Raw genomic sequence first — 18,619 nt, forward strand, 5'->3', positions numbered from 1 at the left:
CGCTTCCGCGGCCAGCAGCAGTCTCTGGACGCGGCGGTGGATGTGGATTGCCTGGCCCGCTTTCCTGGTGGCCGCAGTATTGGAGATGGTGGTGTTCGCCGTGGTTGATCCCGGCGACCTGCACTGGTTTGGCCAGCCGGTGACCCTGTCGCGCGAAGCTGTCTATACGTTGGCGTTTTTTGTCTTCTGGGGCATGACCATGGCTTCCAGTGCGCTCACCACGCTGCTGTCCATGTCACCGTTCGAGGTGAACAGTCGCCCCGTGCCCGCGGATCAGCTCCCGAAAGACGGTGCCCGCAAGGGCAGCTGAGGCTGAAGCGTGCGCCCTGGGCTGCTGATCAGTTGTAGCTCTGCGGATTCACGATCTGCTTCAGACCATCGGTATTCTTGATGTGAACGTAGCGCTGCTTTACGTCGATGATGTCGTCCGCCACGAACTTGGAGAACGTTCGGCTCACCGTCTCCAGCTTCATGCCGAGATAGCTGCCGATTTCCTCGCGCGTCATGCGCAGGATCAACTCTGACTGCGAAAAACCACGCGCGTGCAGGCGCTGGACCAGATTCAGCAGGAAGGCCGCCAGCCGCTCCTCGGCCCGCATGCTGCCCAGCAGCAGCATCACGCCGTGATCGCGCACGATTTCTCGGCTCATGATCTTGTGCATGTGGTGTTGCAGGGTGGTGAATTCGCGCGAGAGAGCCTCGATCTGGTCAAAGGGCATCACGCAGACCTCTGCATCTTCCAGCGCGATCGCGTCGCAGGAATGGTGATCACTCACGATGCCATCGAGGCCGATGATTTCACCCGTCATGTGAAAACCCGTCACCTGGTCGCGACCGTCGGCGGTGGTCACACAGGTCTTGAAGAAGCCCGATCGCACCGCGTACAGCGACGTGAACTTTTCTCCGTTGCTGAACAGGGGGGTACCGCGCTTGATCCGGCGGCGGGAAGATATGACATGGTCCAGTTTGTCGATCTCATCGGCATTCAGGCCCATCGGGAGACAAATTTCCCGGAGATTGCAACTGGCGCACGCAACTTTGATGCTTTGGACGTCCATTTTTCCCTTCCGAAATATCAGCGCTAGCTTAACTCATGGGGGGCGCTGCGGCCGTCGACCCTGCCGATTGCGCGGCCTGAGGACACTCCGCACACCGTCAGCTGTAGTTGACCAAGATCAAGGAGAGGGGGGGCCTCCTGCGGCACAGTCGATTATCCCCATGGAGACTTGCCAGTGACGCACGCCATTTCCAACGATCTGCTCAAGCGGTTTGACGTTCCCGGACCCCGCTACACCTCTTATCCCACGGCCGACCGATTTGTCGAGGCCTTTGGCGAGTCGGACTACATCCAGGCGCTGGAGCAGCGCCGCGCCGGCTCGCTGGCCTTGCCCCTGTCGCTGTACGTGCACATCCCTTTCTGCGAATCGGTCTGCTACTACTGCGCCTGCAACAAGGTGATCACCAAACACCACGAGCGCTCAGCCGAGTATCTTCGCTACCTCGCGCGCGAGGTGGAGTTGCAGGTGGCGCACTTCGGTCAAGGTCACGGGGTCTCCCAGCTGCACCTTGGCGGCGGCACGCCCACCTTCCTGTCGGATACCGAGCTGGAAGACCTGATGGCCATGATCCGGCGCAACTTCACCCTGGTGCCAGGCGGCGAGTATTCGATCGAGGTTGATCCGCGCACCGTGACCGACCAGCGCCTGCAGAGTCTGGCCCGACTGGGCTTCAACCGCCTGAGCTTCGGTGTGCAGGATTTTGATCCGGCGGTCCAGAAAGCCGTGCACCGGGTGCAGCCGGCCGAGCAGGTGTTTGCGCTGGTGGAGACCGCGCGCAAGATCGGCTTCGAGTCGGTCAACGTGGACCTGATCTATGGCCTGCCGTTGCAGACTCCTGAATCCTTTGCCCGCACACTGGCCCAGGTGAATTCGCTGCGGCCAGACCGCATCGCTCTCTACGCCTACGCCCACCTGCCTTCGCGTTTCAAGCCGCAGCGGCGCATCATCTCGGCCGAGCTGCCCAGCGGCGGTGACAAGATCGCCATGCTCTCCGCCTCGCTTGATGCCCTGCTAGACGCCGGCTATGTCTACGTGGGCATGGACCATTTCGCCCTGCCTAGCGATGCGCTTGCGGTAGCCAAGCGCCAGGGGCGCTTGCACCGCAATTTCCAGGGCTACAGCACCCAGCCCGACTGCGACCTGATCGCGCTTGGCGTCTCGGCGATCGGCCGCATCGGTGCGACCTACAGCCAGAACGCCAAAACCCTGGACGAGTACTACGACGCGCTCAACCAGGGCCGCCTGCCCATCGTGCGCGGCATGGCGCTCACGCGCGACGACCTGCTGCGCCGCTCGGTCATCATGTCCCTCATGTGCCAGGGGCAATTGCAATACGAGTCGATCGAGCTGGGACACCTGATCGATTTCAAGTCGTATTTCGCGCGCGAGCTCGACATGCTGCGTGACTTTGAAGAGCAAGGGCTGGTCGAGGTCGATGACAGCGGCGTGCAGATCACGCCCACGGGTTGGTACTTGGTGCGCGCGATCGCGATGGTGTTCGACAAGAATCTGCAGGTAGATCAGGACCGCGCGCGGTTTTCCAAGATCATCTGATGCGTCTTCATGTGGTTTCACCTCGTTCGCACTCAGGAAACCAGTGTGAACAGGCCCTGAGCGGTTAGCCTCTCCTCATGCAGACTTCGATGGCGATCACCGCCTTGTTCATGGGCGTGGTGGGTGGACCCCACTGCGTGGCCATGTGCGGAGCTGCCTGCGCTGGCATCAGCCGGGCCGCGGGTGAGCGCAGCACACAGGCGCTGCTGACTTTCCAGTTCAGCCGCATGGTGGGCTACGCGCTGTTCGGCGCCTTTGCCGCCGGCTCGGTGCAAGGCCTCGCTTGGCTGGGCACCAACACCGCGGTCATTCGGCCGGTGTGGACCATGTTCCATGTGGCCGCCTTGTTGCTGGGAGCAGTGCTGATCTGGCAGGCGCGGCAGCCGGCGTGGATCGACCAACTGGGGCAATCGGTCTGGCGCAGGGCGCGTCCGGTGCTCACCCGGCTGGGCGGCAAGGCGCCGGTGGCCTTGGGCGTGGCTTGGGCACTCATGCCTTGCGGGCTTCTGTACTCGGCCTTGTTGGTGGCCTCGCTGTCGGCCAACGCCGCCGAAGGCGCCACCATCATGGCCTTGTTCTCGATCGGTACGTCGATCTCGCTGACGGCTGGACCCTGGTTGTTGCTCAGGGTGAGAGGAGGGCGGTCCGGCGCCTGGGGCATCCGGCTTGCGGGCCTTGCCCTGGCGCTGACCTCGGGCTGGGCTTTGTGGATGGGCGTGACCAACCCGACCGGCCTCTGGTGCGCCTGATTCAGAGCGGCAGCGTGCGCGAGCGTCTTGCGGGAAGGGTGGCGAGCACCAGACCGAACAGGGCAATGCCGAAGGCCACCACCTGCAAACCTGTGAGGCGCTCGTTCAAGAACACCACACCGATCACCGCGGCGCTGATCGGCAGCATCACGGTGAAGACGCCAGCCTGCGAGGCGGGCACGCCCTTGAGCCCCGTCATCCAAAGCCACACTGTCCACACGCTGGCGGCCAGGCCGTAGAACAGCAGCAGACCCCAGATGGGCAAGCTGACTGCGCTGAAATCGAACTGCAGCGCTGCCCACAACCCAAACGGCGTGACCAGGGCAAAACCCCAGAGATTGATGATGGCCGAGATGCGCTTGGGACCTAGGCCGTCGGTCAGACGCTTGCCGATCACCACGTAAGAGGCTTCGCACACCACCGCAGCGAACACCAGCAGATTGCCAAGCAGCGCTCGATTCAGGCCCCAGAGCCCGCTCGCATCAACTGCCACTTCGGTCCCCGGCGCGACCTTTTGCAGCGAAAACAGGCCAATGCCGACGGCGGCGCAGGTGATGCCTGCCGCGCTGCGCCAGCCGACGCGTTCGCGCAGGAAGATCCAGCTCAGCACCGCCACCACCGCCGGGATGGATGACATGACCACCCCCGCGGCCACAGCAGTGGTCATGCTCACGCCAAACAACATGCAGATCGAGAACAGGAAGTTGCCCAGAAACGATTCGAGAAATAGCAGGCGGCGGGTGTGCGGCGTGAGCGGCGGTTCGTCGGCGGGTTTCTTCAGCCAGCGCCACATGGCCAGCCCCCCGATGCCAAAGCGCATCCACGCCAGCAGGAACACCGGAAAAACCAGCACCAGGGGCTTGGACAGCGCCACATAGCTGCCCACCAGGGTCATGCTCAGGCCCAGCGCGAGAAACCCCCACCAGCGGTTCACGAAGGCTCCTTTCGGTTGAGGCGCGAAGCGGTGTGCATGGCTGCGCATCATGCCTCAAGGCGAGTCATGGGTCCCGTGCAGGCCAGTCGGCCGACGGCATGAGTTTGGCCAACCGGCCTGCACCACTCTGCCGCGTGGTACCGATTCCGAAAGGCACACGACATGGCTGGCTTGCGGGGCGCACTGCGATGTAGCGCACCCCCGCGAGCAGGCTGTTGACCCCATGTGGACAGCGTTTCGCATAGCTGACTTTAGATGTTGCAATATGAAATCGTGGCGTGCTGCATTGCCGCAAATTTTCTCAATACAAGAGTCAGTATTTCATATTGAGGGATTCGATGGCTAAAGTGTTGATTTTATTGAATTAAAAAAAAGTCTTGTATAAGACATAAGAGACCTCAGAAGTCTTCTATAAGACTTAAAGTAGAGGCATGGGCATCGCGCTTGCATGCGGTGTCACCAACCCTTCTTTTTCAACTTCAAGGAGTCTTCACATGCCCCAATCACTCAACGAACAACTCAGCCGCCAACAGCAAATCGACGCGCTGGAAAAGGACTGGGCCACCAACCCCCGCTGGAAGGGTGTGAAGCGCGGCTACACCGCCGCCGACGTCGTGCGCCTGCGCGGCAGCATGAACATCGAGCACACGCTGGCCAAGCGCGGTGCGGAAAAGCTGTGGGACAAAGTGAACGGCGGCGCCAAGAAAGGCTATGTGAACGCATTCGGCGCGATCTCTGCCGGCCAGGCCATGCAGCAGGCCAAGGCTGGTCTGGAAGCCGTGTACCTGTCGGGCTGGCAGGTCGCTGCTGACGGCAACACGTCTGAAACCATGTACCCCGACCAGTCGTTGTACGCCTACGACTCGGTGCCCACCATGGTGCGCCGCATCAACAACACCTTCAAGCGCGCGGATGAAATCCAGTGGGGCCGTGGCGTCGAGCCAGGTTCCAAAGAGTTCATCGACTACTTTCTGCCCATCGTGGCCGACGCCGAAGCCGGCTTTGGTGGCGTGCTGAACGCGTTTGAGCTGATGAAGAACATGATTGCCGCCGGTGCCGCCGGCGTGCACTTCGAAGACCAGTTGGCCGCCGTCAAGAAATGTGGCCACATGGGCGGTAAGGTGCTGGTGCCTACCCGCGAAGCCTGTGAGAAGCTGATCTCCGCGCGTTTCGCTGCCGACGTCATGGGCGTGTCCACCATTGTGCTGGCCCGCACCGACGCCGAAGCCGCCAACCTGATCACCAGCGATCACGACGCCAACGACAAGCCGTTCCTGACCGGTGAGCGCACGCCCGAAGGCTTCTACCGCGTGAAGAACGGCCTGGAGCAGGCCATCAGCCGCGGCGTGGCCTACGCCCCTTACGCCGACCTGGTGTGGTGCGAAACCGGCGTGCCCGACATCGGCTTCGCTCGTGAGTTCGCGCAAGCAGTGCACGCCGCCTGCCCTGGCAAGCTGCTGAGCTACAACTGCTCGCCCTCGTTCAACTGGAAGAAGAACCTCAACGACAAGCAGATCGCTTCCTTCCAGGAAGACCTGTCGGCGCTGGGCTACAAGTACCAGTTCATCACGCTGGCTGGCATCCACATCAACTGGTTCAACACCTTCCAGTTCGCCCATGCCTACGCCCAGGGCGAAGGCATGAAGCACTACACCGAAATGGTGCAGGAGCCCGAGTTCGCCGCGCGCGAGCAGGGCTACACCTTCGTGTCGCACCAGCAGGAAGTGGGCGCGGGTTACTTCGACGATGTGACCACCGTTATCCAGGGCGGCTCGTCCAGCGTGAAGGCGCTGACCGGCTCGACCGAAGAAGAACAGTTCCACTGAACTGACTCCTTCATAGGCACTGAGGTGCCATGAAGACAAGAAAGCCACCCCTCGGGGTGGCTTTCTTTCGGGTGCTTGGATCAGGTGGGTGGAGTGGCCCGCTCTCTTCCTGAGTCTTGGCGCTCCTGCACTACAACTGCCTCGCTCGAAGCAAATGGCCTACCCAGGATCCTCAGAAGTTTCAGTTGGGCCAACTTGGGTGCAGGGTCAGGCGCAGTGGCCGCTGTCTTCGAAATTCAACGGAGAGCTGTGGAAAAGAAGCTCTTAGCCCTGGATGCAGAGCTCACGCGCCCGTTCCCAGGAAGCGCCGTTGCGAGGCCACTCAACGAGCACGCCGTCGTCGGTCTGGGCAATGACGCGCCCGTCCCATCGGTCGAGGCCGCCGCTCTTCATGCGGTTGACGCGAAAGCCGGGCTGAAACGATGGTGCCAAATCGGGCCGAAAGAGGAATCTGAGGAGAGCGAGCATGATGGTCCTCAGAAGCTGTAACCGCGGGAGGCGCTGGTGGCGTTGCGGCGCTCCCAGTTGCGTTCCAGCGATTCCAAGTGGTGCATGTCCACTGCCTGGCTGAGGTACGCCTCCAAGTCAGAGGACGGCTGTGCACGGGGGGCGGTGAGCGAAGTCCAAAACCCCGCAAAGCGCCGGGCCAGAGAGAAAAGAACAGGGACAAAGGTCATGGTGGATGCGGAGCAATATTAGGGTTTACCCTTATTATAGCCATGCAATGGTGCGATGCAGCAAACGCCAGCGCACTTTAGGCCGCGCCTCCTAAAGCTTGAGAAATCCTCCGGTTGGAGTTGATCCTTATCGGTAGACGACTTTTATGGGCCCGGAGGAATTCGAACAAATCTATGGAAGCCGCATGAAACCTCGGTTTTTCCTGTTCGTTTTTTCGCGTGTTTCCCTACTCGTTTCCCCACGTGTCTGAAACCAGGTCGGCGCAAGCGGTCTTCGATCCCTCCCCCTAAAGGAGAAGTAGACCCATAGGTTTCACGGGATTGTTATTCACGTCGCTATCGCAAAATGCGATAATATTGGGATGCATGTGATCTCCAAGAAAGCCCTGACCGACTTCGGGCTCAAGCACCCGCGAGCGCGGGAACCCATGCTGGCATGGCACCAGTTGGTGTGCGCAGCGCAGTTTCAGAACCTATCTGAAGTCAAGAGGACCTTCAACACGGCGGATTACGTGGACCCGTACACCGTGTTCGACATCGCTGGAAACCACTTTCGCATCATCACCGTCATTCACTACAACGGGCAAAAGCTGTACATCCGCGAAGTCTTCACACACACGGAGTACGACCACTGGACCAAGACCCAAAGGAGTCGCAAAACATGACCGCCGTCACCTTCAACCCCAAGACCCTTGCCCCTGCTTGGAACGCCTTTCAAAACGCGTTGCCGGTGCGCCTGGCGGCGATTCACTCCCCGGCTGAATACGAACGTGCCGTCGGCTTCATGAACCAGCTGCTCGATGTCGTAGGCGACGACGAAGAACACGAACTGGCCGACATGCTGGAACTGCTGGGCCAGCTGATCGAAGACTATGAGAGCCAGCACCACGCGTTGCCCGATGCCGAACCCGGCCGGGTGCTGCGCTTCCTCATGGATCAGTATGGTTTGAAGCAGACCGATCTGGTCGCAGAGCTTGGTGCGCAGTCGGTGGTGAGCGAGGTGTTGAACGGGCGCCGACAAATCAACGTGCGACAGGCCAAGGCGTTGGCCGAGCGCTTTGGTGTCTCTGCCGCAGTCTTCATCTGAAGCCCTCGCAGCGCCGGGCCTTGTCCCTCGTCGGCGTTAAGGCTATGAAATCTCCCGCCGCTAAGCTTGCGCTGTAGCGGGGGTTTCTTGGGTCAACGACCAGAGCACAGACGCATTGCTGCGCCCACGACTTACCTCAGTCTCACCAAGCGTAGGGTGCATTGCTGCACCCGGTTCGGAGCATTCCGCCCCTACCTTCTGTCTTGTGATCCGGCACGTCTTCTTCTCCTTTTTGACACCCTTGCCAGAGAGCAACTGCTTGACACCCCGCATGGCAATGACTTTTGCCGCGTTGTGGTCTGCATGGTCTGTGTGATGGCAGCGACGTCCCCCGTTTTGATCGCGCTGCAACGGGTTCATGGGGGATTTCGTGGGACATCGATTCCAATAAAATCTATTGAAATCAAATGCTTATGAGACTTTTTTGGACTTCCTGGAACCTCTTGAAACTTGTCAATAGTCTGCCCGGTGCGGCTGGGCGCGAGGCCTTCAACGGGACGGCGCTGGCGGCCCGGTAGGGCTTGTTTGGCGGCGCCATGGGCTGGGGCGGCTCTTTCTTGGCAGGATTGTGGGAAAATGTCGGGACTGTTTCACCCACAAGAGCGAGAAAGGCAGTCTGGTTATGACACCGCGAACTCAGGAGCTACTTCTCCTGGCCCGTTGAGGCCTGCGGTTCGCGCCTGCCCGATTCCCTGTCGACCCACTCCAGCGCGGCCCCTGCCGCGCTTTTTTGTTTTCTGGATTTCCTCATGTTGCACATCACGCTTCCCGACGGCTCAAAACGCGAATTCCCTGGCCCGGTCACTGTGGCCGAAGTGGCAGCAAGCATCGGTGCTGGCTTGGCCAAGGCCGCGCTGGCTGGCAAGATCGGTGACCGGGTGGTGGATACCAGCCACCAGATCACCAGCGACAGTCCGCTGTCCATCGTCACCGGCAAGGATGCCGATGGGCTGGAGGTGATCCGGCACTCGACGGCCCACCTGCTGGCCTACGCTGTGAAGGAGCTGTTCCCTGATGCGCAGGTCACGATTGGTCCGGTGATTGAAAACGGGTTTTTCTATGACTTCTCCTACAAGCGCCCGTTCACGCCGGAAGATCTGACCGCCATCGAGAAGCGCATGACCGAACTCGCCGCCAAGGACGAGCCCGTGGTTCGCCGTGTGCTGCCGCGTGACGAGGCGGTGGCGCATTTCAAGGGCATGGGCGAACACTACAAGGCTGAGATCATTGCCAGCATCCCGAGCAATGAAGACGTGAGCCTGTACCGCGAAGGTGCATTTGAAGACCTGTGCCGCGGACCCCACGTGCCCAGCACTGGCAAGCTCAAGCACTTCAAGCTGATGAAAGTGGCGGGTGCCTACTGGCGCGGTGATCACCGCAACGAGATGCTGCAACGCATCTACGGCACGGCTTGGGCGAGCAAAGAAGACCTGCAGCAGCACCTCACCATGATCGAGGAGGCCGAAAAGCGCGATCACCGCAAACTGGGCCGCGAACTTGATCTGTTCCATATCGACGAGCACTCTCCCGGCACCGTGTTCTGGCACCCCAGGGGCTGGGCATTGTGGCAGGAGGTGGAGCAATACATGCGGCGCGTGTACCGCGACAACGGCTACCAGGAAGTCAAGGGCCCGCAGATCATCGACAAGTCGCTGTGGGAAAAAACCGGCCACTGGGACAAGTACCGCGACAACATGTTCACCACCGAGAGTGAAAAGCGCGACTACGCCCTGAAGCCCATGAACTGCCCGGGTCACATCCTGATCTTCAAACAGGGCATCAAGAGCTACCGCGACCTGCCACTGCGCTACGGCGAGTTTGGACAGTGCCACCGCAATGAGCCCACCGGTGGCCTGCACGGCATCATGCGGGTGCGTGCCTTCACGCAAGACGATGGCCACATTTTCTGCACCGAGGACATGATCCTGGCCGAGTGCGAGGCCTACACGGCGCTGTTGCAGAAGGTTTATGCCGACTTCGGTTTCACCAACATCATCTACAAGGTCGCCACGCGACCCGAGGCGCGCATTGGCAGCGATGAGAGCTGGGACAAGGCCGAAAAAGCCTTGATCGACAGCCTGAAAGCATCCGGATGTGAATTCGAGATCTCGCCCGGCGAAGGCGCCTTCTACGGCCCGAAGATCGAATACACGCTGAAAGACGCCATCGGGCGGCAGTGGCAGTGCGGCACCATGCAGGTGGATTTCTCCATGCCCGAGCGGCTGGACGCCGAGTACGTGGGTGAAGACGGCGCGCGCCACCGTCCGGTGATGCTTCACCGCGCCATTGTGGGCAGCCTGGAGCGCTTCATCGGCATCCTGATCGAGCAACACGCCGGCGCACTGCCCACCTGGCTGGCCCCGGTGCAGGTGGTGGTGCTCAACATCACCGATGGACAGGCCGATTACTGTCGCGAAATCGTCAAAACGCTGCAAAATCAAGGGCTTAGGGTCGAGACGGACCTGCGCAACGAGAAAATTACGTATAAAATACGTGAGCACGCGTTGCAAAAGCCGCCTTTTATCCTTGTCGTGGGCGACAAAGAGAAGGCGGCTGGTGCCGTGGCTGTGCGGGCTCGGGGTAACAAAGACCTCGGTGTCATGCCGCTGGAAGACTTTTCCAAATTGATTGCGGCAGACGTTTCATCCAAAGTTTGATTCCAAACCGTTCGGCTGATGCCCCCGCTGCTGTGGCACTCGGCGTGATTGCGTCCGGCTTTGTGCTTTGTGGCCCAGAGCCTTTTTGTTTAACCAGCCCACATCAAGGAACTCACCATAGCTACCAACTTTCGTGACCGCCGCCACCGCGAAGAGCGCGCACACCGACTGAACCGAGAAATCATGGCCCCCGAGGTTCGCCTCAACGGCCCCGAAAATGAGCCGCTGGGCATCGTCAGTCTGCAAGACGCGCTGCGCATGGCCGGAGAGGCGGATGTGGACCTGGTCGAGATTGCGGCCACCGCCGTGCCTCCCGTGTGTCGCCTGATGGACTACGGCAAGTTCAAGTACCAGGAGCAGAAGAAGGCGGCGGAAGCCAAGGCCAAGCAAACGGTCATTGAAATCAAGGAAGTCAAGTTCCGCCCAGGCACCGATGAAGGTGACTACAACATCAAGATGCGCAACATCCGGCGCTTTCTCGATGACGGCGACAAATGCAAGATCACGTTGCGCTTTCGCGGTCGCGAGATCACGCACCAGGAGCTGGGCCTGGCCTTGCTCAACCGCATTCGCGACGAGTTGGCCGACATCATCGTGGTGGAGCAGTTTCCAAAGTTGGAAGGCCGCCAGATGATCATGATGATTGCGCCGGGTCGCAAGAAGCCAGCGGGATCTTCGGCGCCTAAAGTCGCTCCTGAAGGGAGCGCGTCAACGGCCTGAAAAGGCGGTTGACCAGAGGAAACAAGATTGGACAGGCAGGGTCGTCTCCTGCCGGTCCGAGGTCCGAGGTGAAAACCTCGGTGCCGAACTGGAAGACCGAAAGGCCTTTCATCAAAAGTGGCTCGGGGCCAACAAGCCCGCCAACTGGTTGTTGGCGGCGCCTCACGAGCACAAATGAAAAAGGAGCATGAAGATGCCCAAAATGAAGACCAAGAGCAGCGCGAAGAAGCGATTTCGCGTTCGTCCCGGTGGCACCGTCAAGCGCGGTCAAGCCTTCAAACGTCACATCCTGACCAAGAAGACCACCAAGAACAAGCGCCACCTGCGGGGTTCAGTCGCTGTGCATGAGACCAATATGGGTCACATGGCACAGATGCTGCCCGGCATGGGTATTTGATCAACGACGAACAAGGAGTCACACATGCCTCGCGTCAAACGTGGTGTAACGGCACGCGCCCGCCACAAAAAAGTTCTCGCCCTTGCCAAAGGTTTCCGCGGTCGCCGTGGCAACGTCTATCGCATCGCCAAACAGGCGGTGATGAAGGCGGGCCAATACGCCTACCGTGACCGCCGCACCAAGAAGCGTGTTTTCCGTCAGCTGTGGATCGCGCGTATCAACGCCGGTGCACGTGCTTGCGGGATGACCTACAGCCAGTTCGCCAATGGCCTGAAGAAGGCTCAGATCGAGATCGACCGCAAGGTCCTGGCCGATCTGGCCGTCAACGACGTGCCTGCGTTCAACAGCATCGTGGAACAAGTCAAAGCCAAGCTGGCCGCTTGATTCTCGACCGACCGTTTGCCCAGGCTTTGGCCAAGGCGAATGGTCACGTCGCTCAAAGGGGTTGAGGCTTGAGGGATTTCCCTCGCGGCGCTCAGCCCCTTTTTTCTTGGCAAACCATACGCAGTACCCCATGAACGAGTTGGACGCCCTGGCCCAGGACGCGCGCACCGCCTTTACGGCTGCTGCCACGCCGGCCGATCTGGAAAATGCCAAAGCCCAGTACCTCGGCAAAGCCGGCCGCATCACCGAGCTGATGAAGGGCCTGGCCACCTTGCCGGTGGATGAAAAAAAGGCGCGTGGCGCCGCAATCAACCAGGCCAAGCAGGCCATCGAAGCGGCGCTGAACGAGCGCCGTCAGGCCCTTGCCGATGCCGAACTCGATCAGCAGCTCAAGGCCGAAGCGCTCGATGTGACGCTGCCCGGTCGACAGCGCGGGACCGGTGGTCTACATCCCGTCAGTCTGACGCTGGAGCGTATCGAGGCCATTTTTGGCAGCATGGGATTCGAAGTGGCCGACGGCCCTGAAATCGAGTCCGACTGGTTCAACTTCACCGCACTCAACACGCCTGAAGACCACCCTGCGCGTTCCATGCACGACACGTTTTATGTCGAAGGTGGCAGTGAAAAGGCGCCTAACCTGCTGCGCACCCACACCAGCCCGATGCAGATTCGCCATGCGGTGTCGCATGTGAAACGACACCGTATTGCGTTGGATGCCGGGCACGGTATGCCCGAAATTCGAGTCATTGCGCCGGGCCGCACCTACCGGGTCGACAGCGATGCCACGCACTCGCCCATGTTCCACCAGTGCGAAGGCCTGTGGATCGGCGAGAACGTGAGCTTCAAGGACCTCAAGTTTGTCTTCACCGATTTCTGCCGCACCTTCTTTGAATCGGATGACCTGGTGCTGCGCTTTCGCCCCAGCTTTTTCCCCTTCACAGAGCCCAGCGCCGAAATCGACATTCAGTTCCAGAGCGGCCCGCTCGCTGGGCGCTGGCTGGAGGTGGCCGGCTCGGGCCAGGTGCATCCGAACGTGGTGCGCAACATGGGCCTTGACCCGGAGCGCTTCATCGGCTTTGCCTTTGGCATGGGCCCTGACCGGCTCACGATGCTGCGCTACGGCGTGAACGATCTGCGCCTGTTCTTCGACGGCGATGTCCGTTTTCTTTCGCAGTTCAGATGAGCGCCCCCCGCGCCGCTTCACGTCACCTCCCAGGAGGCAACATCTGCAGCCCGGCAGAGCCGGTTTCGCGGTGTTCTTGATCCAAGCCCTTGCCGTGCCCACGTACTGAGTCGTTCCATGCAATTCCCTGAATCCTGGTTGCGCAGCTTCTGCAACCCGCCACTCACCAGCCAGCAACTGGCCGATACCTTGACCATGGCTGGTCTGGAGGTCGAAGAACTGACACCCGTGGCGCCGCCGTTTGGTGGCGTGGTGGTGGGCCAGATCCTGACGGCCGAGCAACATCCCAACGCCGACCGCTTGCGTGTGTGCCAGGTGGACGTGGGTCAAGCTGAGCCATTGAACATCGTTTGTGGCGCGCCGAACGCACGTGTTGGCATCAAGGTGCCGTGTGCCACGGTGGGCGCCGAGCTGCCACCTGGTGAGGACGGACAGCCGTTCAAGATCCAGGTGGGCAAGCTGCGCGGCGTGGAGAGCCAGGGCATGCTGTGCTCGGCTCGCGAGCTGAAGCTGTCGGAGGAGCACGGCGGCTTGCTGGAGCTGGCCGATGATGCGGTGGTTGGCCGCAACATCCGCGAACAGCTGGCGCTGGACGACATGTTGTTCACGCTCAAGCTCACGCCCAATCTGGCGCATTGCCTGAGCGTTTACGGCATTGCGCGCGAGGTGTCTGCGCTCACCGGCGCGCCTCTCGTGCAGCCAGCATTTCCAGCGGCACCCGTGCAGATCCAGGATCGCTTGCCGGTGGACGTGCAGGCCAGCGATTTGTGTGGCCGCTTCAGTGGGCGAGTGGTGCGCGGCGTCAACACCCAGGTGAAGTCGCCGGCCTGGATGGTGGACCGTCTGGCCCGCTGCGGCCAGCGCAGCGTGTCGCCGCTGGTCGACATTTCCAACTACGTGATGTTCGAGCTGGGTCGCCCTTCGCACATTTTTGATCTCGACAAGATCCACGGTGGCCTGCAGGTGCGTTGGGGTCGCGAGGGCGAGCAGCTCAAGCTGCTCAATGGCAACACGGTGTCCGTGGATGCGCAGGTGGGTGTGATCGCCGATGAGCAGGCGGTGGAATCGCTGGCGGGCATCATGGGGGGGGACGCCACCGCCGTGTCCGACGACACCGCCAACATCTTCATCGAAGCCGCGTTCTGGTGGCCCAAGGCGATTGCCGGGCGCTCGCGCCGCTTTAACTTCAGCACCGATGCCGGACACCGTTTCGAGCGCGGTGTGGATCCGTCGACCACGGTGCAGCACGTCGAGCGCATCACCCAGCTGGTGCTGGAGGTTTGTGGCGGCCAAGCGGGCCCGCTGGACGACCAGACACTGGCCTTGCCCGAGGGCAAGGCGGTCACGCTGCGCGTGGCCCGGGCTGTGAAGGTCATCGGCATGCCGCTGACGCAAGAACAGTGCGCAGGCGCGCTGCGTCGTCTGGGGCTGGACGTGAGCGAAGGCGAGGGCACGGTGACCGTGGCGCCGCCGGCTTTCCGTTTCGATTTGCAGATTGAAGAAGACCTGATCGAAGAAGTCGCTCGCGTGATCGGCTACGAGCAGCTGCCGCAGACGCCGCCGCTGGCACCCATCACCGCGAAGATCCGCACCGAAGCCCGCCGCGGCCCGTTTGCCGTGCGCCGCCAGCTGGCGCAGCTGGGCTACCAGGAAACCATCAACTTCAGTTTTGTCGAAGCTCGCTGGGAACACGAGCTGGCCGGCAATCCCGATCCGGTCAAGCTGCTTAACCCGATCGCCAGCCAGATGAGCGTTATGCGCTCTTCGCTGCTGGGCAGCCTGATCGCGGCGCTCAAGTTCAATCTCGACCGCAAGTCCGAGCGGGTGCGTCTGTTCGAGCTGGGCCGCGTGTTCATCAAGGACGCTTCGGTGCAAGACGGTGACACCACGGTGGCTGGCTTTCACCAGCCGATGCGCGTGGCGGGTCTGGCCTACGGAGCGGTTGATGCGCTCCAGTGGGGTCTGAGCGCCCGCCCGGCGGACTTTTTCGACGCCAAAGGCGATGTGCAGGCGCTGCTGGCGCCGCGCATGCCTGAGTTCCGCGCGGCTGATCATCCGGCCATGCACCCTGGCCGAACTGCTTCGGTCTGGCTCGATGGGCAGTTCATCGGCCACGTTGGTGAATTGCATCCCCGCTGGCGCCAGGGCTACGAGTTGGCTCAGGCGCCGGTGTTGTTTGAGCTGGCGCTCGATGCGGTGCTGACCCGCGATGTGCCGGTGTTCCGGCCCGTCAGCCGGTACCAGCCGGTCGAACGGGACCTGGCCATCGTGGTCAAGGACGGCGTGACCCATGCGGCCGTGATGGATGCGGTTCGTGCGCCCACCAGCCCTTGGCTGCGCGATGCGGTGTTGTTCGACGTCTACCGGCCCAAGAAGGGCGCGGAGGGTGCTGGCGCGCTGGCGGCGGATGAAAAGAGCTTGGCGGTGCGCCTGGTGCTCAGCCGAGACGACGCTACACTGACTGACGAGCAGATTGAAGCCACGGTGAGCGACGTGCTCAGCGCCTTGCAGCAGCGCGTAGCCGCCCGGCTGCGCACCTGAAACCATCCACCTAACGCGGAGCACTCGCCCATGGAACTCGCCGTCGAAAGCCTGGAAACCCCGGCGCTCACCAAGGCCCAGCTGGCTGAGCTGTTGTTTGACCGGATTGGCCTGAACAAGCGCGAGTCCAAGGACATGATCGACGCCTTTTTTGATCTCGTCACCGACAGCCTGGTGCAGGGCACGGATGTGAAGATTTCTGGCTTTGGCAACTTCCAGATCCGCACCAAGGCCCCACGTCCGGGTCGCAACCCGCGTACGGGCGAGCCGGTGGCCATTGAAGCGCGCCGTGTCGTGACGTTCCACGCCAGTCCCAAGCTCAAAGAGCAGGTGCAGACCGCCATCATCGGCGGCTGATCCTGCCGCCACCTACAGCACACCGCTGAACTGGGCCCGCCATCGGCCGATGGCAGGCCCTTCTTTCGTCTGGGAGCTACCGGTTCCCGGCTCGAGGTTGCTCCGCGTGTCGATTGCAACAATCCGTACACATTTTTCAGTTGGCACGCGCACGCAGGCGCGTGTTAGAGTAAATTTGAAGGTTCGGTGTGTACCGCTTTGATTTTCATGGAAAAAACGCTCCCGCCCATTCCCGCCAAACGCTACTTCACCATCGGTGAAGTCGGGGATTTGTGCGGCGTCAAGCCCCATGTGCTGCGGTATTGGGAGCAAGAGTTCACCCAGCTGCGGCCGATGAAGCGGCGCGGTAACCGCCGGTATTACCAGCACCATGAAGTGCTCATGATCCGTCGCATCCGCGACCTTTTGTATGACCAGGGGTTCACCATCAGCGGTGCCCGCAACCGGCTGCAGGAGCTCGTGCAGGCCGAGCGCGACAAGCGACGCCACGATGACGCCGAAGCGATCGAGTTGACCGACCACCCGATTCAGCCCGCTGACGAACCAGCCGCTCGCGCCAATGGGGCGGTGCCTGTCGAGCCGACCCACAGCCCGGGGCGCCTCATCATCGACATGCGTCGTGAGCTGATGGAAATTCGCGATCTCTTGCTCAATACCGTCTGAATCGATAGCGCACGCCCGCTATAATTGAAGGCTTGTCGGCGTGTAGCGCAGCCTGGTAGCGCACTTGCATGGGGTGCAAGGGGTCGCGAGTTCGAATCCCGCCACGCCGACCAATAAAATCAACGGGTTAGCTCAGAAATGAGCTAACCCGTTTTTCTTTGGTTTGCTCCGGGGGTAAACCGGGGGGTAAACCGCTGCGGTGGCTCCAACACTGCTGTGGGCTGAGGCGTTGCCAAATAGGCAGAAATCACCTCCTGTTTTGCTGGGGCTTTGTCCGCGACTGATCTTGTTGCAGCTACGCGACGAGATTGGATTTTCGTGTCGACTGGCAACGTGGGCACATGTACGCGAAAACGCGCTTTGGCAACACGTTCAACCGACGTGTCGTTGCAAGCGATCAGGCGCAACATTGGTCTTCCCTCTAGCCATGCCTGCACGTAGGGTTCAAACCGGCTCAGGACTCTCAACAGGGTCTGGTATTCAGCGGGTGGATGTCGCAGAGGCCACTGTCGATACCTGGTACGATCAGTCGCTTAAACATGCGGCAGTCGGGTGAGCCTTTGAATCAAAGCTCACATCTTCACTAACTGGAATACAAGCAGGACTTCTGCTCTCGACGCGAACAAGTTGAACAGTGACTGACATCGTTCCAACAGAAAAGCGCAGCGAGATGATGGCGGGGATTCGTGGCAAGGACACGAAGCCAGAGATGCGGGTTCGCAAGGCCCTGTTTGCAGGTGGCTACAGATACCGACTCCATCGCAAAGATCTTCCAGGAACACCAGACATCGTTCTTCCGGGCAGACGGGTTGCGATATTCGTGAACGGTTGCTTCTGGCACGGGCATTCCGGATGCAGTCTGGCAAAGGTTCCAGGCACCCGAACAGAATTTTGGAAAGGGAAGTTCGAGAGCAACAGGCAGCGAGACAGGGTGGCTGCTGAAGCACTGCGAGTGGCCGGGTGGCGAGTGCTCGTTGTCTGGGAGTGCTTCACCCGCCGCTGCAAGACAGAGGATGCTCTGATGCAACCACTGACCCACTGGATTGAAAGTTCGAGTCCGCTCGGTGAGTTGCGGTCAGCAGCATGAAGAGAAGTACGCGTTCCAAGTCTGTCCGCTGGACACGAAAAGAAAAACAGAGCATCGCCATCTAAATGACCTACAAGATCATCGACCTTTTTGCCGGTCCGGGGGGGCTAGGCGAGGGGTTCGCCGCATACAAGGACGGCACCACTTTCGAAATTGCCCTGTCTGCCGAGATGGAGGCTGGGGCACACAAAACGCTCACGCTGCGAAGCTTCTTCAGGAAGATTCGCGGTGATCAGAAAGCACTGAATGCGTACTACAACTTCTGCACATCAGAAGAGGCTCCTCACCCAGGCGAACTGTTGCCGCTCGCATGGCAGGATGCGAGATCAGAAGCTCGTCAGCTGACACTGGGTGACCCCGAACACAACAGAGAACTGGACAAGCTGCTGGATCAGGCAAAGCTGAAGGAGGATGAGACGGTTCTGATAGGAGGACCTCCTTGCCAGGCCTATTCGCTGGTGGGTCGGTCACGCAACATGGGAAAGCTGGACTATGTTGCCGAAGATGATCACCGACACTTCCTGTACAAGGAATACCTCCGGATCCTGCATCGAAGCAGGCCAGCCGTTTTCGTGATGGAAAACGTCAAGGGGATTCTTTCGTCGAGGGTTGGTGGCAAGCTGGTCTTTCATGACATCCTGCGCGACCTGACTGACCCTGGGAAAGCTCTCGGTCTGAGAGGTGGTGCCCGCTACACGCTCCATTCGCTTGTGTCTCGTGTCCGGTTTTCCCCGGGAGATGATCC

At 60.8% G+C, this 18,619-nt stretch carries 20 protein-coding genes and 1 tRNA gene; 17 read left to right on the forward strand and 4 right to left on the reverse strand.

Annotated features, from left to right (window positions below; genetic code table 11):
• Window positions 1-40: 40 nt before the first annotated feature.
• Window positions 41-310, forward strand: a complete 270-nt coding sequence (locus GPT34_RS14960; protein WP_291014129.1) for a hypothetical protein — start codon at window positions 41-43, stop codon at window positions 308-310.
• Window positions 311-338: 28 nt separating this feature from the next.
• Here GPT34_RS14960 and fnr read toward each other — a convergent pair whose 3' ends face one another.
• Entirely contained in the window at window positions 339-1,058 is a 720-nt protein-coding gene (gene fnr / locus GPT34_RS14965) for a fumarate/nitrate reduction transcriptional regulator Fnr (RefSeq protein ID WP_291014088.1), read from the reverse strand.
• A gap of 174 nt (window positions 1,059-1,232) precedes the next feature.
• Between fnr and hemN the strand changes: the two genes are divergently transcribed.
• The gene (gene hemN, locus GPT34_RS14970) at window positions 1,233-2,612 is read left to right on the forward strand and encodes an oxygen-independent coproporphyrinogen III oxidase (protein ID WP_291014090.1); all 1,380 of its coding nucleotides are present in this window, start codon (window positions 1,233-1,235) and stop codon (window positions 2,610-2,612) included.
• Between the two features lie 77 nt (window positions 2,613-2,689).
• A complete protein-coding gene (locus GPT34_RS14975; RefSeq protein WP_291014093.1) occupies window positions 2,690-3,361 on the forward strand; it encodes a sulfite exporter TauE/SafE family protein in 672 nt (223 codons plus the stop codon).
• Between the two features lies 1 nt (window position 3,362).
• On the opposite strand, the gene GPT34_RS14980 is transcribed toward GPT34_RS14975, so the two are convergent.
• Window positions 3,363-4,295, reverse strand: coding sequence for a DMT family transporter (locus tag GPT34_RS14980; protein WP_291014095.1), 933 nt, complete (start codon window positions 4,293-4,295; stop codon window positions 3,363-3,365).
• Between the two features lie 494 nt (window positions 4,296-4,789).
• Here GPT34_RS14980 and aceA point away from each other — a divergent pair, with 494 nt between their 5' ends.
• Window positions 4,790-6,121 carry an isocitrate lyase gene (gene aceA / locus GPT34_RS14985; RefSeq protein ID WP_291014098.1) on the forward strand — a complete coding sequence of 444 codons (1,332 nt, stop codon included), beginning with the start codon at window positions 4,790-4,792 and terminating at the stop codon, window positions 6,119-6,121.
• Between the two features lie 264 nt (window positions 6,122-6,385).
• Here the strand turns inward: aceA and GPT34_RS14990 are convergent, their stop codons facing one another.
• Window positions 6,386-6,589 carry a hypothetical protein gene (locus GPT34_RS14990; protein WP_291014101.1) on the reverse strand — a complete coding sequence of 68 codons (204 nt, stop codon included), beginning with the start codon at window positions 6,587-6,589 and terminating at the stop codon, window positions 6,386-6,388.
• 8 nt (window positions 6,590-6,597) lie between these two features.
• On the reverse strand, window positions 6,598-6,798 hold the full coding sequence (locus GPT34_RS14995; protein ID WP_291014103.1) for a hypothetical protein: 201 nt from the start codon (window positions 6,796-6,798) through the stop codon (window positions 6,598-6,600).
• 362 nt (window positions 6,799-7,160) lie between these two features.
• Between GPT34_RS14995 and GPT34_RS15000 the strand changes: the two genes are divergently transcribed.
• The 13 genes from GPT34_RS15000 to GPT34_RS15060 all read left to right on the forward strand — a co-directional run.
• Window positions 7,161-7,463, forward strand: coding sequence for a type II toxin-antitoxin system HigB family toxin (locus GPT34_RS15000; protein WP_291014105.1), 303 nt, complete (start codon window positions 7,161-7,163; stop codon window positions 7,461-7,463).
• Entirely contained in the window at window positions 7,460-7,885 is a 426-nt protein-coding gene (locus GPT34_RS15005; protein ID WP_291014108.1) for a helix-turn-helix domain-containing protein, read from the forward strand. Before GPT34_RS15000 ends, GPT34_RS15005 begins: the two co-directional genes overlap by 4 nt.
• Before the next feature lie 749 nt (window positions 7,886-8,634).
• Window positions 8,635-10,542 (forward strand): threonine--tRNA ligase, encoded by a 1,908-nt coding sequence (gene thrS, locus GPT34_RS15010; RefSeq protein ID WP_291014111.1) that lies wholly within the window; start codon window positions 8,635-8,637, stop codon window positions 10,540-10,542.
• A gap of 117 nt (window positions 10,543-10,659) precedes the next feature.
• Window positions 10,660-11,262: a translation initiation factor IF-3 gene (infC, locus tag GPT34_RS15015; protein ID WP_291014131.1), complete on the forward strand. Its 603-nt coding sequence runs from the start codon at window positions 10,660-10,662 to the stop codon at window positions 11,260-11,262.
• A gap of 193 nt (window positions 11,263-11,455) precedes the next feature.
• The gene (rpmI, locus tag GPT34_RS15020) at window positions 11,456-11,659 is read left to right on the forward strand and encodes a 50S ribosomal protein L35 (protein WP_291014133.1); all 204 of its coding nucleotides are present in this window, start codon (window positions 11,456-11,458) and stop codon (window positions 11,657-11,659) included.
• Between the two features lie 24 nt (window positions 11,660-11,683).
• Window positions 11,684-12,043, forward strand: coding sequence for a 50S ribosomal protein L20 (gene rplT, locus GPT34_RS15025; RefSeq protein ID WP_291014114.1), 360 nt, complete (start codon window positions 11,684-11,686; stop codon window positions 12,041-12,043).
• A 130-nt stretch (window positions 12,044-12,173) separates the two neighbouring features.
• Window positions 12,174-13,226, forward strand: a complete 1,053-nt coding sequence (gene pheS / locus GPT34_RS15030; protein ID WP_291014116.1) for a phenylalanine--tRNA ligase subunit alpha — start codon at window positions 12,174-12,176, stop codon at window positions 13,224-13,226.
• A 117-nt stretch (window positions 13,227-13,343) separates the two neighbouring features.
• Complete coding sequence (pheT, locus tag GPT34_RS15035) at window positions 13,344-15,767, forward strand: phenylalanine--tRNA ligase subunit beta (protein WP_291014118.1); 2,424 nt, start codon at window positions 13,344-13,346, stop codon at window positions 15,765-15,767.
• A gap of 30 nt (window positions 15,768-15,797) precedes the next feature.
• Window positions 15,798-16,124: an integration host factor subunit alpha gene (locus GPT34_RS15040; RefSeq protein WP_291014121.1), complete on the forward strand. Its 327-nt coding sequence runs from the start codon at window positions 15,798-15,800 to the stop codon at window positions 16,122-16,124.
• A 207-nt stretch (window positions 16,125-16,331) separates the two neighbouring features.
• Entirely contained in the window at window positions 16,332-16,787 is a 456-nt protein-coding gene (locus GPT34_RS15045; protein ID WP_291014123.1) for a MerR family transcriptional regulator, read from the forward strand.
• Window positions 16,788-16,823: 36 nt separating this feature from the next.
• Window positions 16,824-16,900: transfer RNA gene (locus tag GPT34_RS15050), tRNA-Pro, on the forward strand.
• Between the two features lie 521 nt (window positions 16,901-17,421).
• On the forward strand, window positions 17,422-17,874 hold the full coding sequence (gene vsr / locus GPT34_RS15055; RefSeq protein ID WP_291014125.1) for a DNA mismatch endonuclease Vsr: 453 nt from the start codon (window positions 17,422-17,424) through the stop codon (window positions 17,872-17,874).
• 65 nt (window positions 17,875-17,939) lie between these two features.
• The coding region (locus GPT34_RS15060) for a DNA cytosine methyltransferase (RefSeq protein ID WP_291014127.1) at window positions 17,940-18,619 on the forward strand (680 nt) is incomplete at its 3' end.

Origin of the sequence: Hydrogenophaga sp. (genome assembly GCF_011390835.1) — a bacterium.
In the GTDB taxonomy this organism is placed as follows: Bacteria; Pseudomonadota; Gammaproteobacteria; order Burkholderiales; family Burkholderiaceae_C; genus Hydrogenophaga.